Raw genomic sequence first — 14,287 nt, 5'->3', positions numbered from 1 at the left:
ACCAGCACTCAAATACCCTTCTCCTCTCCCCCTACTGCACAATAATTACCATATTACTGTTCCCAATCTGGGTAACATTGGCATTTTGAAAGTCATTTGCTTGGCTAACGGTAAACATGTTCAAATTACCCTGCTGCAATGAAGTGGCAACACCAAACATTCCGCTTTGGATAGTTGACCCCATATTGGTCAAACCAATTTGAGTCGTGCTTGCCAAATTAAAGCTACCAGATTGAGAGTGGAGAATCGTATTGGAGTCACTCTGCTGACTTATGGCACTGGTATTATTATTATCTGTTTGCGTCACAGTAGCGTTATTGCTATTTCCCAGCTGACTTAATGTGGAAGTATTTGTGTCAGAAACAAATTGCGACACAGTAGCCACATTCGAGTTCCCTTGTTGAGCAGTTACCGCCGAACTGGTCATACTATTGGTTTGCACAACAGTACCCGTATTTAAATCACCCACTTGATTGATAACCGCATTATCAGTAGTGCTATTCGACTGTGTAACTGTACCAAAGTTGGTCAGGTTAAACTGGTTAATAGTTGCCACGCTGGTAGTAGACAACACCTGATTAATTACGCCTGTATTAGTTATCCCATTCTGGGTAACAACAGCAGTCACCGTATCAGATGAATTCTGGCTAACAGTGGAAGTATTTGAGGTCCCGGTTTGTATCTGATTTACCGTGCTTGTGGTATTACTGTTTACCTGGGCCGCAAATACCGTGTTATTGTCGCCAATTTGGGTTTGGCTAATAAAGTTAGAAGTCACAGTTGGATCACTTTGATCCGCTGTCGCGGTATTACCTATTCCGCTTTGATTCTGGACCGCAACATTGTCAGAGGCAAAAACACCCTGACTTGCAATAGCAAGTAGGACCGCAGCCGCCAACGGGGCACACCTTTTCATATTTATCTCCTTAGAATATGAAATGTCGCTAAATTAAGATTCTTATACCGCATCAAAACAAATTTAATTAGCACCTACGCAACAACATTAAGAGAAAGTAATTTACGATCAGCTGCGCTTAATTTTGCTAAAACAAACACCAGAACTTCAGTATTTATGCTTATAAACTCTCGCTTCTCAAGAACTCAATCCCCAGTTTCCTTCAGGAACTCATGCTTGATGCTGTGTTGAGTCTTATCCTCGATGGCACTTTCAGCAATAGGAGAATAGTGCGGAAAATATAGGAAGAAAGTTTTCCCCTATTTAGGAAAATAGCCATACTGGAGGCAAATCCATTATTTTTAACGCCATCACTACACACACACGACGAAACCGCTCAAACACACCCTCTCTTAATATCAACCAGGCCACAAACCACTCTAGAAAATCACGCCCTCACTAATTGACACGCCACCAAAGAACAATTATGGAAACACTACGCATATTTGAACCGAAAAGCCAACCTTTAAACTCATCTATAAAATACCAAATAATAAAAACCCAACTCCTCCAGCACATATCCCATCAACATAGTTAATCAATAGGAATTATTCTCCATAAATATGAGAACAACTTCCTATTGTCATCAACCAAACAAAGACCAAAATTCGAGATATTTACACCCTATCAACCACTTCAAATATCAGACAATCACAATAGGAATATATCAATGAAGGCGATTTTAAATATTAAAACATCATTAATCGCAGCAGCAGGCTGCGGCTTAATAAGTGCATCGGGTATTGCTTTAGCCGTAAGTTGTGGTGATATAATCTCTACCGCCGAAGTATTGGATGCGGATATATCTAATTGTGCGATTTCTCCTGCCATCACAATAATGGGCCCTACCGGTAGTCTCGATCTCAATGGATTTTCATTATCCTGTGATGGCTTGGTTGGCACAGGAGTTATGCTTGAAGGAACTGCAGCTGTGCTTACTAACAGTCAGATATCCAGTGGCATCATTTCATCATGTGATATAGGCATATCTGTAGAGGGCAGCGGCCTCCACAATGTCATCGGCGTTACAACGCAAGAAAATGGATCTTTGGGAATGTCAGTCAGTAGCAGTCGCAATATTGTCAGCGGCTCAATCAATGATTTTAATTTTGGCAATGGTATTATCGTTCTCGGCGACTGGAATAGTTTTTTTGAAGTAAGCGCCACCAGCAATGGGGAAGGTGGCATTATTATCTCAGGAGATAACAATCAAGTTTTCCAAAGCACCGCCAGAAATAACACTTTTTCTGGAATAGCAATCCAAGATGCAAACTACACAAGCATCTTACTAAACACTACATCAAGTAATAATGAATACGGTATTTCAGTAAGTAATTTTGGGCAAGTAGGGAATCTCATAACAGGAAATACTGCTGAATCTAATGATATAGATGACCTATTTGATGATAATACTCCTGCCTGTGTAGGAACCACATGGTACGGTAATATTTTCAGCTCATCAAATGACGCCTGCATAAACTAGCTTAAAATGATTTCAGGATTCAAGGCATTAAATTTCTAGCCTTTGAATCCTGCATAAAAACAATTAACGCTTATCTATATCTTACTTCTGAGAATATCCCCCCATAACTGAACCAGCCTAGCAAACCAAATTCTCCTCTCACCACATCAACTCACATTGACCGACTGGATATCTCTCAGGAATAAATATGAAAACGAAAATCTAAAGGGAAATCAGGCTTTCAGCAATTACACTAGCGGCAGTATCCGCAATACTGTGGCGACACCATTAAATTGTCTGCAAGCCTATCAACTTATCGTAAAACGTTATTAATTTGACGTTACACAATTTCCGGAGGTAGTTGCACCAGGGGAGTTCCCAACCCAGCTATTTAAACAGGGTGAATTATTATTATCCTGCAGATCAAAATCTATATTGCTGGAAACAGTATTCCCGACAATCACATTGCCAGACTGCCCCAAAAGTTCCAGTAAGATTCCAGCGGTATTCGCCCCTCCAACCCCACTCATTGAGACGGTGTTTTGGGCAACCGTATTACCATCTGCTTTACCAATTAAGATACCATTTAATGTGCTTCGACTGATCTCATTGCTTACAATAAGATTGTTATTACCCTCTAATTGAATACCATTCTCTAAATTATCTAGGATCGAGCTAGAAGACACATTATTATTATCACCAGCTATAAATATGCCGGTGCCACTGTTTTTAAATATTCCTGACTGAATAACAGAGTTAAAACTACTATTAACAGCGATCCCTGATATATCTGTTCCATCTACTCTGATTGCCTGTATATTGTGGGCTCCAGTTCCATCCAACGATATTCCGATGTCACATAGTGTTACCACACCATTTGATAGGAAAGCCGCAACACCGTCAATCTGGATACCAACAGCAGAGCCATCGCACCTAAGGGTGTACTCTGCCATGTCTAGGCTACCCGTAGGCCCCATTATCGTTAGTGCGGGTTCTGTTGAGCACACAAGATCCTGATCAAGTACTTCAGGACTAGTAATTGTGTCACCACAATCAACCGCAAAGGCGGAACTACCTAAAGCAAAGTATAAAATACCAGGTACCACAAAGTGCCTAGCGGATCCCCTAAATTCATACACCATACAATCCTCCTTGAATCACCTTAACAATCATATCCCTCAGCCAACCAAAAGGCTGGGCTATCTCACGCAGACAAAATAACTATAGAATATATCCCTTGTAGTCTTAGCTAACCTCACCAGCAAAAAATCACACACAATAATAAAACCTATGGGAAATAGAGATAGACGTAAGGCACCTTAAAAAGACTTGCGGCACGTCTCATGAAATTTTTGTAGAGTAAAGACATTAACTCTAGAGATCTGAAGGCAAATAATGAACTGCCTTCAGATCCAAATTTTCAACTAAATTAATGTTACTGTGATGTCACACATTCACCAGAGGTAGTCGCATCAGGAGAATTTCCTATCCAGTTATTCTCACAGGGTGCAGAGTTGTCATCTTGCAAGTCAAAATCCACATTGCCAGAGACAGTATTGCCTACGATATTGTTTCCAGTCTGGCCAAATAGCTCCATTAAGATTCCTGCAGTATTTGACCCTTGAGTGCCATTATTCTCCACCGTATTCTGACTGATAAGACAGCTACTGGCGTTATTAATTTGTATTCCAGTTAAAGTATTATCCGATACTGTATTTGACGATATTATTGAACTGCTACCATCTACCTGTATACCCGTTATTTCATTTCGACTTATATCATTAGAAAACAGATTATTTGTTCCCCCCGCGATTATAATACCTGTACCTGCATTATCCGATATATTTGATATGGTTAGCGTATTATTACTACTAACAAACTCAATACCAGAAGAAGTATTACCAGAGGTGTTCAGGCCGAACAAATTATGAATACCGGAACCTTCTACAGAAATACCTGTATTGCAATTAGATACAAACCCATCCTGTAACACCCCGCCCGATATTATGGCCGCAAAACCATCGACCAAAATTCCCACTGTAGTTCCATCACAACTCAGCGTATAACCATTCAAATCCAGATATCCGGTCGGCCCAGTTACAGTCAAAGCCGGGGTAACATTGCAGAGCAAATCTTGATCCAGTATTACCGGACTGGTTATGGTGTCTCCGCACTCAACAGCACCATTTGCTAGTGAACACAAAGATGCAGACAATAAAGAAGCCGCCAAAGAAGTTATCAATGCCTTGCTTATCACAGATCGAGATATAAAGCTCACGAGAGTCCTCCCAAATAAAGCTCAAATACAGAAAAGATATGTCATGCTGATTTTGAGTCAAAAACTGGTAACAGCCATGGGAAATTTGTCCGCAAAATTTAGTAAAATAGTTTAAGCGGGGAATGGAGCATATTGATATACAAGCTACAGGAATATAAATTGTAAAAGATAACACCACTACCGAAGCCACCATAGTGGCACTATCTTTTTATATCCGTATATTTCAATCCAGGCAGCTAGGATCTACAGTATCAAAAGTATTATTTCGCCATAAATTTGTACCATTGCAGGGATCACTGTTTAAATCTTGCGCATCGAAATCTTCATTGAGAATCCCCACATTTAAAATGATCAAATTATATTGCTGATCAAAATCATTCATTAAGATTCCTGCCGTTCCCGCACCTGAAGTGCCATTATTTTCCGATGCATTTTCAACGATCCAGCTATTACTGGAATCATTAATCTCTATTCCTGAGCCCATATTCTCAAAACAGAAATTCTCTGTTATATATGACCGATCACCATCTATCTGGATACCACTCAGGGTATTTTCCTCAAAAGTATTCTGGAAGACATTATTTCTCTCCCCACTAACAATCAGTCCAACCCCTGTATTTTCCTGAGCGGTACAGGCTGTCATATAGTTGCTATTGCTCACTAACTGAAATCCAGCGCTGGCATTTGCCGTGGTCGATACCGCTTGAATATTATGGAATCCATCTCCATTCGCTAAAACACCAACCTCACAATCTGCAACCTGCCCTCCTCGAAGTAGCGCAGCACGCCCCTCTAACAGCACTCCAACTTCGCCACCATCACAGTTAACCTCATATCCTGTCATATCCAGGCGTCCATCTGGGCCTATTACTGTTAAAGCGGGACTGACATCACAAGTGAGGTCCTGGTTCAGAGTAACAGATGTGGTTATCGTATCCCCACATTCAACATCATCGGCAATCGCTGGCTTGGAAATGGTGATGTTGGATATCCCTATCATTGAGACAATGGCGATTTTATAGAGATTTGAACGACGGAGTTTCATCAAATTTATCCTTAGCGCTGTATTCGTTATTAATAGTTCCGGGTATGCCTAGGAGATTTTGATCCAGCGCCAAGAAAGAGCCATGAGAAATTGTTCCTAATAAAATAGGAATTTAGTTTGGTTTTCCTTTTAATATGCGCCAGTACAGCTACGGATTTATTGGTTTCACTAAAGAAAGGAGGAAGAATGAGAGGGCTAAATAATAGAGTAAGCGTCGCCACCTGGTTAATACATCTCCCCCAACCGCTTCTGTGGTCTTTCGCTCGAAATACCCCAATAACAAACGCTTTTGCACAGAGAAAAACCTGAACCCTCAATATATTATCCTTGTCTCTAGCTTATTAATTCAATGAAAAACAACACAAGATATGCGGCACCGGAAATATCGAAGCACAATTTATTGCTGGGAGTTATTGACACCGATTCCCTTAAAATCTAATCTTGTAGAGGCAATATGCCCCTGAATGAGACAGCCATGGGACATCATTTGCCTGCAAAAAATACTAGTAAATTTAATATAGCAATTATCATTATTGCCACCTGTTTAACCATGCCAGCTTGCTCCAAGAGAATCGCCACACTTATAGAAAGATCTAAAAGCTTCCCATTTACAGAAACAATAACGCCAGAGGAAGTAAGCGATTTAGATTTTAAAAAGGATCAGTTTTGCACAAAAAATAGAGAAAACTGTGTCAGCTATTATTACGCATCACCACTACCCAAAAACAGACTTAGCTATTCCGTTACATTCGACGCACATGACCAGGAAAGCACTGTTAACCTCAACATCAGTAGAGAGCAACTAAAAAATAAATATAAAGGAACGATAATTTTGTTTCATGGATTTCGTGCCTCTAAAGAATTTATGCTGCATTCAGCATTATATTTTCGCTTTCTTGGATTCAAAGTTATAATTCCGGATCTTCTTGGCCACGGCGAATCAAACAACATTAAAAAATATGGTGTCGGCGATAGCAAAATCATTAACCAGCTAATCAACAACTTGATTAAAAAAGGAGAAATCGAAGATAAAAACTTATATTTACTGGGCAACTCCATGGGTGCGCTAACTGCACTATATATTTCCACCCTAAGATCTGATATAACCGGTATAATATTGCTAGCCCCAATGCTACCTTTTGATCAAGCTTTTTATAATTACGCAAGACTAAATCATCCTATACTTAGCCGGATCATTCCTGACAAAGATATTCGCCGGGGAGCAAACCTAGCTTTAGAGAGATCCGATATAGAACCCAGCGAAACCAATATTCTCCCTCTACTCAATGCCTCCAAGATTCCGGTATTATTAATCTCCTCATCTACAGATCGAATAGCTCCATATAGTAATTATATGGCTTTAGATCAATCAAACATTGAACTAATAGAAAGCCCCAATAGAAATCACCCAAGCATGGCTACTATAGGAGAGATTGAGCATAGAGCAATTATTAATTGGCTTGATAAAAAAGGGGATGTTTGCACAAGCCCATAAGCTCTTTGAGCTTCAGGGAGATCTACATCTCATAGGTTTTGCGCCAACAGGAAATATAGTAATCAACCGTTATTCATATTGGATAACAGTAGGGTGTATGTAATTAAGCTAACTAACCATTTGTCTAGGTGAAAACATAATAATAGCCATACCCAGCATTGCTACAGCGGCACCACTCACATCCCAAACGGTGGGCTTGACACCGTTAACCAACCATAACCACATTATTGAGCTCAAAATATAAATCCCCCCATAAGCCGCATACACCCGACCCGCAGGGGCCGGATGCAATGTCAGCAGCCAAGCAAATATTGCCAGGCTAATACCTCCTGGCACTAGCAGCCAAATACTTTTATCCTGCTTTAACCATAAATAAACTGTATAGCATCCAATTATCTCTGCAAGCGCCGTAGCCAGGAACAAAGCTATAGTTTTTATTTCAAATAGCAGCATAAATAATTTTGCACTCAACCATTTACCGGGCAAACATTTTCAAGACGCATCGTGAAGGCTCTTTTCATATATGAGAATTGCTCAATAGTCTCCATATGCTTACTCAGGGAATTTCTTGCTCGTGTAAATTTTCTCTTTTCCGCTTCATTCATTCCCTCGTGAAACATATATAAACTTTGCAGTGGCGCCATGGCAGCTTTCTCTGTCCGATAAAAAACATCATCAGACATTGCCAAATCAACTTTATCCCGTATGGAGCCATCCGGCATAATTTGCACTGATACGCTGGGAACGTAATTCGCAATAGGGCCGTCAAAGTTAAGAACGGTGGATTCTTTCTCACTCAACTTCTTCGCCACATAAACTTTAAGCTTGTTATTGCGCACTTCCAATTTTACAAACGGCTTAATGATTTTAAACTTCTCCTTATCCTCCTCAAATAGTTTCACGGAGGCCTCAAGCATCACCAAACTTTGAGTATTGATAAAGCGTTCATATTCTTCCAAGTGGCACGATGCCTGTACCCCACTACTCAACAAGAAACATAGACTAAAGGCTAATCTTTTCATTGATCTAAATATTATCCTTAATATTTGATAAATTGATCGCCTCAAACATCAACTGGCGCACTGGTTAACCCAGCACAGTTTAGACCGCATTGGCATCACTATTAGCCAGTGATTGCGCTTGAAACTTTCTTACGATAAAAAATACGTACCCTGCTTCTTTTTCCGATTAATTTACGCCACTAATAGTAAAAAAGGTGAAGCTGGTTCAGCTTCACCTAACGGGTTTAGTCACTAAAAAATCCTGATCTCTGCGGAAGTTAGTCCCTACCGATAATCCGATAGTACTACCGGTGGCAGTTCAGCAGCCTCTGACATCCACTCTTTTACGCTGTCACGCCCCAGCAACCGGTCTATCCACTGTTTGGTAAGCGGCCAGGGCTGCAAATCTGGGGCGTGGGAGAAAATTCTTATCACTGTTGGCACAAAGGCTAAATCTGCCAGGGACAAAGCACCCATCAAGTAAGGGCCACCATTTTGCTCAAGCTCTCCCTCCCAGGCGGCAAATAAGCGCTCCGCATCCATCTCTTCTTCAGGGGTCATTAGACGTTTATCTGGATAAAATGCACTTTCAAAGGACAGACGTGGACACAACCCGGACAACCCAGAATGTTGCCAGCTAAGCATGGCCCGGGCTCGGGCCCGCATCAATGGATCTTGAGGTAACAGCTCACCAGAGCCAATGTCATTGGCATATTCCATAATGGCCAAGGAATCAAAAATAATCATATCCCCCTCTTCCAGTACCGGTACTGATCTCGCAGGGGATAGCTCACCGATACGCTGTAAGTTCTGGAATCGCTGTGGCCGGCGAATATCTACAACCACTTCCTCAAATTGAACATCCTGTTCACGCAATGCCAACCAAGCCCTAAAGGCCCAAGTGGATGCATTTTTAGTACCCGAGTACAGAACACGAGACATAATTAATCCATTGTTATAGTTGAATTATATTGATCAATTGGGAGCTTCACTTATACCGCTTAACCGCCAAACAATTAGAATATAGCATCAAATTTATTGTGCATTAACAGCACTACGATTCATAGCCATCAATGCCTCATCACAAACAGCTATTTTTTTGAATCGCCTCACAAACTTAAAGAAACCAAAAGGCGACTCAAGTTTAGGTTAGCTCTCACTATTCAATTGAATCGCCTAAGAGACACAACTTACTACTGGGGTGGAAGGAAAGAATACACCGCACTCGAGACACGCAGTGAATACATCCCTGTAAGCTCCTAATCGGCATCCATGCCTCATAGGGTCCCGAGCGCGGTGTAGTCTTTCCTTCTCCCTTTTTAGTAAGTTTCGCAAATCGCGAAAAAATTCAATCCAGGCAGCTTGGACTTTTAGTAATGGCATCATTAGCGTACCAAATGTTGGTGCCACTACAATCGGGATCAACCGTATCATATAAATCAAAGGAAAGATTAAGTTCAGAGAAATTTCCAGTTATGACATTATTAGTTGAATTCGTGAATTCCAAAACGATACCTCCACCATCATTACTTGATACTAAATTTTGGGAGATTATATTACTGGATGAGCCCTCGATTAGAATTCCTGCTCCACCATTGAATGTAGATATATTATTGAACACATTTGAAAAGCTATCATCTACCTGAATTCCATCAGAGACACTGAGCGATACAACACAAGAAGAGAGAGTATTAAAATCATCATCCATATCAACACCTACCCGACCACTATCAGTGATTATGCATCCACTAATATTGTTAAAGATACTGTCAATATCAATACCATCGTCAACACTACCAACTAGCTCAGTTCCGACGACCGTGTGATAACCCACACCGTCTATAAAAATATTGTCAAAACAATCATTAATGGCACCGCCAGTCAATACCGCACCTTGGCCCAGGATACGTATTCCAGCACCGCCAAATCCCGCACCTGTAGCACAGGTCACAGAAAAATCTCCCATACTCAAACTGCCTTCAGGACCAACTATCGTAAGGGCATCAGGCTCAGCAGCAGTAAGGTCACAGAGTAAATCCTGTGTAAGCACTTCGGCGGTTGTAATAACATCACCACAGGATACCTGAGCGGATACTACAAAAGAGTATGACGCTGTAAATAGCCCCATTACGCCTAATATTAATAACTTAATAACTGACTGCTTAATATCCATGTAAAACCTCTGTCAATATTGTATAAGAGTTGGAATTCCTAGCCTGGGATACAGACTGCCTCCTTAGTTTGGACGTGACTATTAATTCCGCCATAAGAAAAAGTACCTAAAGTACTAAGCTGCAATCAGCGGGGAAATAGCAAATCGAAGGGGGGGGGTAAATTTTCGGGGCACAAAAAAACCCGGCAGGCGCCGGGTTTTTTTAAACAAAAGGTAAGGAAATTACTTCAAACCAAGTACTTCTTTACCCTGAATAAAGGTAACGTCAACCGGAATATTGGCCTCAGCCAAGCGATCCAAATCAGCCTGCAGTTCAGGGCCAATTACGCCTTTGGTCTCCAGCAATGATTTGGCTTTCTCGTAATCGCCATCACCCTGAATAGTAATGATTAAACGAGACAAGTTGGTCATCGCCTGTTGCATCTTTTCAAAATCAACACTGTATTGACCAGTCTTGGGATCGCGAGTGAAGGCACCCTGCTCCTTAAAGTAGTTAAAGCGCATCATGTTGGCTTTACCGTGGGCACTGGCCGCACCAAAACGTACGCTGCGGAAGATACCCGCCAAGAAGGTGACATAGTTATCCATCAACTGGCCCTCTTCCAACTCACCTTTTTCATGCAAGCGGGTAACCATGTACAGACCGAGGATATCAGCCTTACCTTCTTCCAGGGCGGAGGAGGTTTCCTTCAAAGCCTGGCGAACATTATTGCCGCCTTCTACGGTCTTTTTAATTCCCAAACCGTGGGCCACTTCGTGGAACATGGTGTTGGCAAAGAAAGCCGGGAAGGTAATATTCTTGCGCTGATCTTCTGCGATCAATACATCGCTGATCGGCACCAGGATCTTGTCAAACTTGGCCTGCATTGCATTCTTCAGCTGCAAACGTCGAGTGCCTTTGGCCAGCTGTACTTCCTCATCATTGGGAAGGTTAATGGCGATAGTCTTGGAGCCAGCATTACTGTGGCCGGCGTAGAAGAGTACATCGTAGGCATTCAAGTCTGAATCAGTACCGGGCTCTTCAGATTTGTATTTTTCCTCAACCGGCAAACCCTTCTGCAGCTCGGGCAGCAGAGCGGCAAACTTGGCCAGTTTTTTACTCCACTCTTTGTCTTTCAGCAGGACGTAGGACTCATAAGCGGTACGATAGGCAAACAGCTGGTCTTCATAGTTTTCAATAGGACCAATAACCACATCGATATCATTCTCCTTCATATCCATCCAGGCCATATCACTGGGGCGGAAATTATCGGAGAGAAGTGCATCGGCACGCATGGTGAGGTAGTTAGCAAATTCCTTGCTCTCAGCCAATTCAGCTGCCTGGCGCAGAATGCTGGCCGCCTTATTCAGGTCCGCATTGTAGGCTTCGTTGTAAGGCACCAGTTCGAGACTGCCAGACTCATTGCGGCGTACCAGCGAGTACAAGCCGTCTTTTCCTGCCTGGTCCCATTTCTCGAACTCTTCGCGGGTCATATCCGCTGGGTAGAAGTTAGCACCCAGGGGCTTATCTCCATAACCAACAATAAACGGCTTATTGTCGTTAAGACGGTCCCAGGGGCCATAGTTGATATCGGCAAACTTACGAGCGCGGTTGTCTTCAATATCCGGCAGCAATTCCTCAGCTGGGCCGTAGGATTGCAACCAGAACAAGCGATCCATAATCTGGCTGGCATCAATCAGCAGGCCAATCATTTTGCGCTGGTTGTCGGAGAGACCGCTTAGATTTGCAGTGAGCTCAACCGGTACATAGATATCAAAACGCTTATCCGCATCTTCTACCTTTTGGCCTGAGGGCACAGGTACCGTCTTGGACTCTACAATCTGAGCCTCAGCTTCCGCTTTGGCAACTTCTTCGGGCTGCTGCTCTTTTTTGGAACAAGCGCCAACAAGGGCCAGTGCCAACACTGCTGCCGCTATCTTGGTAGCCTGAAAAGGAATGGTCATATCGCTCTGCCTATCATTTTTTTGTATCGGCGCCACATTAGTCTGGCTGTAGGGATTTATCAACCGTCATGGCGTAGGCACCTCGGCTGCTTGGGTCTCAGTTCCACGCTCCTGTTGCTGCATACGCCAGAGGGCCGCGTAGTGTCCATCAGCCTGCATCAATTCCCGGTGGGCTCCCTGCTCGACTATTCCGCCCTGATCCATTACCAGAATGCAGTCTGCATCCACAATTGTGGAGAGGCGGTGAGCGATCACTAACGATGTCTGCTCGCGGGCAATATCCTGCAGGGATGCCACTATGCCCTGCTCTGAGTGGCTGTCGAGAGATGAGGTCGCTTCGTCAAAGATCATAATCGGAGGCTTTTTCAGCAGGGCCCGAGCGATAGCAACCCGCTGCTTTTCCCCTCCGGACAACTTGAGACCCCGCTCCCCCACCAGGGTATCGGCTCCCTCTGGCAGCTGCTGAACAAAGCCTTCCAGCTGGGCGTGACGGATCGCCTCATCCACCTCAGTATCTGAGGCATCTACACGTCCGTAACGCACGTTGTCCCGGATCGACTGGTTGAACAACACTGCATCCTGAGGCACAACACCAATAGCCCTGCGCAGCGACTCCTGGGAAACACTGCGAATATCCTGGCCATCAATGGAAATGGAACCGCTGTTAGCGTCATAAAAACGAAACAGGAGCTTAAAGAGGGTGGACTTACCTGCACCGCTAGCGCCAACAATTGCCACTTTTTGCCGTGGTTCCACAGCAAAGCTGATACCTTTGAGGATCTGGCGATTATCTTTATAGCCAAACTGGACGTTATCAAACTCAATTCGGCCCTCCATCACAGTGAGGGGAGCCGCCTGGGGAAGATCTTCCACAGCAGGTTTTACCGCCAGTAAAGAGAACATCTTCTCAATATTTGCCAGTGCCCCTTTCATCTCCCGGTACACAAAGCCGAGGAAATTTAGCGGTATAAAGATCTGCATCATAAAGGCATTCACCAATACGAAGTCACCGATGGTCATAGTGCCTTTGGTGACTCCTACTGCGGCAAGAACCATCGCTGCACACATTGCGCTGGAAATAATCAGCGCCTGGCCACTATTTAGGCCAAACAGGGACAGCCTGTTCTTACGCCGGGCCTTCTCCCAACTGGCCAGCTCCCGGTCATAGTGACCGGATTCATGTCGCTCATTGGCAAAGTACTTAACGGTCTCATAGTTGAGCAGACTATCAACTGCACGGCTGCTGGCCTGTGACTCCGCCTCATTCAACTCCCTGACAAAGCGCGTACGCCATTCAGTGGCTACCACTGAAAAGCCGATATAAATAATCACTGCGGCCAGCACTAATAGCGCAAATAAGCCGCTGTAATTCCACCAGAGCAACCCCGCCACCATAGCTATCTCTACCAGCGTGGGTACGATATTGAAGACCATAAACCGCATCAGGAATCCGATGCCGCTATTGCCCCGCTCAATATCCCGAGAGAGCCCGCCGGTACGGCGGTTCAGGTGAAAATCCAGGTCCAGTTTGTGCAAATGCTGGAACACTTCCAACCCGATCCGGCGCTGGGCCCGCTCAGTGACACGGCCAAAAATCGTGTCTCGCAGTTCGCCAAACAGAGTGCTGGAAAGGCGCACAGCCCCATAGGCCAACAGCAGCCCCAAAGGTAATGCCACTGCCTGGGCCAGGCCCCCAGCACTATCCAGGTCATCGACAATATGTTTGAGCAAAAATGGCAGGGTAACACCCGCAACCTTGGCACCAATCAAGCAGAGGATCGCCAAGACTACGGCGCGGCGGAATTCCAATAGGTAAGGGAAGAGGGTTTTGAGTGCACCCCAGTGCACCTCATCCAAAGAGACAGTGGATTTGGGTCTCGGCATAATCTATCCAGGAGGAGAAAACAGGCGCCCATTATAATTCGTCAATAGAA

At 43.7% G+C, this 14,287-nt stretch carries 12 protein-coding genes; 2 read left to right on the top strand and 10 right to left on the bottom strand.

Features of this window, described 5'->3' with window-relative positions; genetic code table 11:
• Positions 1-31 precede the first annotated feature (31 nt).
• Complete coding sequence (locus ACJJIW_RS12180; protein ID WP_444894616.1) at positions 32-916, bottom strand: hypothetical protein; 885 nt, start codon at positions 914-916, stop codon at positions 32-34.
• A 709-nt stretch (positions 917-1,625) separates the two neighbouring features.
• Between ACJJIW_RS12180 and ACJJIW_RS12175 the strand changes: the two genes are divergently transcribed.
• Positions 1,626-2,438: a NosD domain-containing protein gene (locus tag ACJJIW_RS12175; RefSeq protein ID WP_444935297.1), complete on the top strand. Its 813-nt coding sequence runs from the start codon at positions 1,626-1,628 to the stop codon at positions 2,436-2,438.
• 308 nt (positions 2,439-2,746) lie between these two features.
• Here ACJJIW_RS12175 and ACJJIW_RS12170 read toward each other — a convergent pair whose 3' ends face one another.
• The 3 genes from ACJJIW_RS12170 to ACJJIW_RS12160 all read right to left on the bottom strand — a co-directional run bounded on the left by ACJJIW_RS12170 (position 2,747) and on the right by ACJJIW_RS12160 (position 5,740).
• Entirely contained in the window at positions 2,747-3,559 is an 813-nt protein-coding gene (locus tag ACJJIW_RS12170) for a NosD domain-containing protein (RefSeq protein ID WP_444935296.1), read from the bottom strand.
• Positions 3,560-3,852: 293 nt separating this feature from the next.
• Positions 3,853-4,695 carry a right-handed parallel beta-helix repeat-containing protein gene (locus ACJJIW_RS12165; RefSeq protein ID WP_444912399.1) on the bottom strand — a complete coding sequence of 281 codons (843 nt, stop codon included), beginning with the start codon at positions 4,693-4,695 and terminating at the stop codon, positions 3,853-3,855.
• A 223-nt stretch (positions 4,696-4,918) separates the two neighbouring features.
• Positions 4,919-5,740 (bottom strand): right-handed parallel beta-helix repeat-containing protein, encoded by an 822-nt coding sequence (locus tag ACJJIW_RS12160; protein WP_444935295.1) that lies wholly within the window; start codon positions 5,738-5,740, stop codon positions 4,919-4,921.
• Positions 5,741-6,194: 454 nt separating this feature from the next.
• On the opposite strand from ACJJIW_RS12160, the gene ACJJIW_RS12155 reads away from it, so the two are divergent.
• The gene (locus ACJJIW_RS12155; RefSeq protein WP_444894621.1) at positions 6,195-7,235 is read left to right on the top strand and encodes an alpha/beta hydrolase; all 1,041 of its coding nucleotides are present in this window, start codon (positions 6,195-6,197) and stop codon (positions 7,233-7,235) included.
• A gap of 108 nt (positions 7,236-7,343) precedes the next feature.
• Here ACJJIW_RS12155 and ACJJIW_RS12150 read toward each other — a convergent pair whose 3' ends face one another.
• The 6 genes from ACJJIW_RS12150 to ACJJIW_RS12125 all read right to left on the bottom strand — a co-directional run bounded on the left by ACJJIW_RS12150 (position 7,344) and on the right by ACJJIW_RS12125 (position 14,237).
• On the bottom strand, positions 7,344-7,688 hold the full coding sequence (locus ACJJIW_RS12150) for a YnfA family protein (RefSeq protein WP_444894762.1): 345 nt from the start codon (positions 7,686-7,688) through the stop codon (positions 7,344-7,346).
• A 14-nt stretch (positions 7,689-7,702) separates the two neighbouring features.
• Positions 7,703-8,194 carry a hypothetical protein gene (locus ACJJIW_RS12145; RefSeq protein WP_444894622.1) on the bottom strand — a complete coding sequence of 164 codons (492 nt, stop codon included), beginning with the start codon at positions 8,192-8,194 and terminating at the stop codon, positions 7,703-7,705.
• A 327-nt stretch (positions 8,195-8,521) separates the two neighbouring features.
• On the bottom strand, positions 8,522-9,178 hold the full coding sequence (locus ACJJIW_RS12140) for a glutathione S-transferase family protein (RefSeq protein ID WP_444894623.1): 657 nt from the start codon (positions 9,176-9,178) through the stop codon (positions 8,522-8,524).
• A gap of 406 nt (positions 9,179-9,584) precedes the next feature.
• Entirely contained in the window at positions 9,585-10,409 is an 825-nt protein-coding gene (locus ACJJIW_RS12135) for a right-handed parallel beta-helix repeat-containing protein (protein ID WP_444894624.1), read from the bottom strand.
• 222 nt (positions 10,410-10,631) lie between these two features.
• On the bottom strand, positions 10,632-12,353 hold the full coding sequence (locus tag ACJJIW_RS12130; RefSeq protein ID WP_282931726.1) for a DUF8614 domain-containing protein: 1,722 nt from the start codon (positions 12,351-12,353) through the stop codon (positions 10,632-10,634).
• A 66-nt stretch (positions 12,354-12,419) separates the two neighbouring features.
• Positions 12,420-14,237 carry an ABCB family ABC transporter ATP-binding protein/permease gene (locus ACJJIW_RS12125; protein WP_444935294.1) on the bottom strand — a complete coding sequence of 606 codons (1,818 nt, stop codon included), beginning with the start codon at positions 14,235-14,237 and terminating at the stop codon, positions 12,420-12,422.
• Between the last annotated feature and the right edge of the window lie 50 nt (positions 14,238-14,287).

It is taken from the genome of Microbulbifer maximicatervae (SeqCode), from assembly GCF_052467815.1.
This window is presented reverse-complemented; position numbering and strand designations above follow the sequence as displayed.

Coding starts and splice junctions, on each gene's coding strand:
- ACJJIW_RS12160 (WP_444935295.1), bottom strand. CDS start 5,740: ATGAAACTCCGTCGTTCAAATCTCTATAAAATCGCCATTGTCTCAATG.
- ACJJIW_RS12135 (WP_444894624.1), bottom strand. CDS start 10,409: ATGGATATTAAGCAGTCAGTTATTAAGTTATTAATATTAGGCGTAATG.
- ACJJIW_RS12140 (WP_444894623.1), bottom strand. CDS start 9,178: ATGTCTCGTGTTCTGTACTCGGGTACTAAAAATGCATCCACTTGGGCC.
- ACJJIW_RS12170 (WP_444935296.1), bottom strand. CDS start 3,559: ATGGTGTATGAATTTAGGGGATCCGCTAGGCACTTTGTGGTACCTGGT.
- ACJJIW_RS12130 (WP_282931726.1), bottom strand. CDS start 12,353: ATGACCATTCCTTTTCAGGCTACCAAGATAGCGGCAGCAGTGTTGGCA.
- ACJJIW_RS12175 (WP_444935297.1), top strand. CDS start 1,626: ATGAAGGCGATTTTAAATATTAAAACATCATTAATCGCAGCAGCAGGC.
- ACJJIW_RS12180 (WP_444894616.1), bottom strand. CDS start 916: ATGAAAAGGTGTGCCCCGTTGGCGGCTGCGGTCCTACTTGCTATTGCA.
- ACJJIW_RS12125 (WP_444935294.1), bottom strand. CDS start 14,237: ATGCCGAGACCCAAATCCACTGTCTCTTTGGATGAGGTGCACTGGGGT.
- ACJJIW_RS12150 (WP_444894762.1), bottom strand. CDS start 7,688: ATGCTGCTATTTGAAATAAAAACTATAGCTTTGTTCCTGGCTACGGCG.
- ACJJIW_RS12155 (WP_444894621.1), top strand. CDS start 6,195: ATGCCCCTGAATGAGACAGCCATGGGACATCATTTGCCTGCAAAAAAT.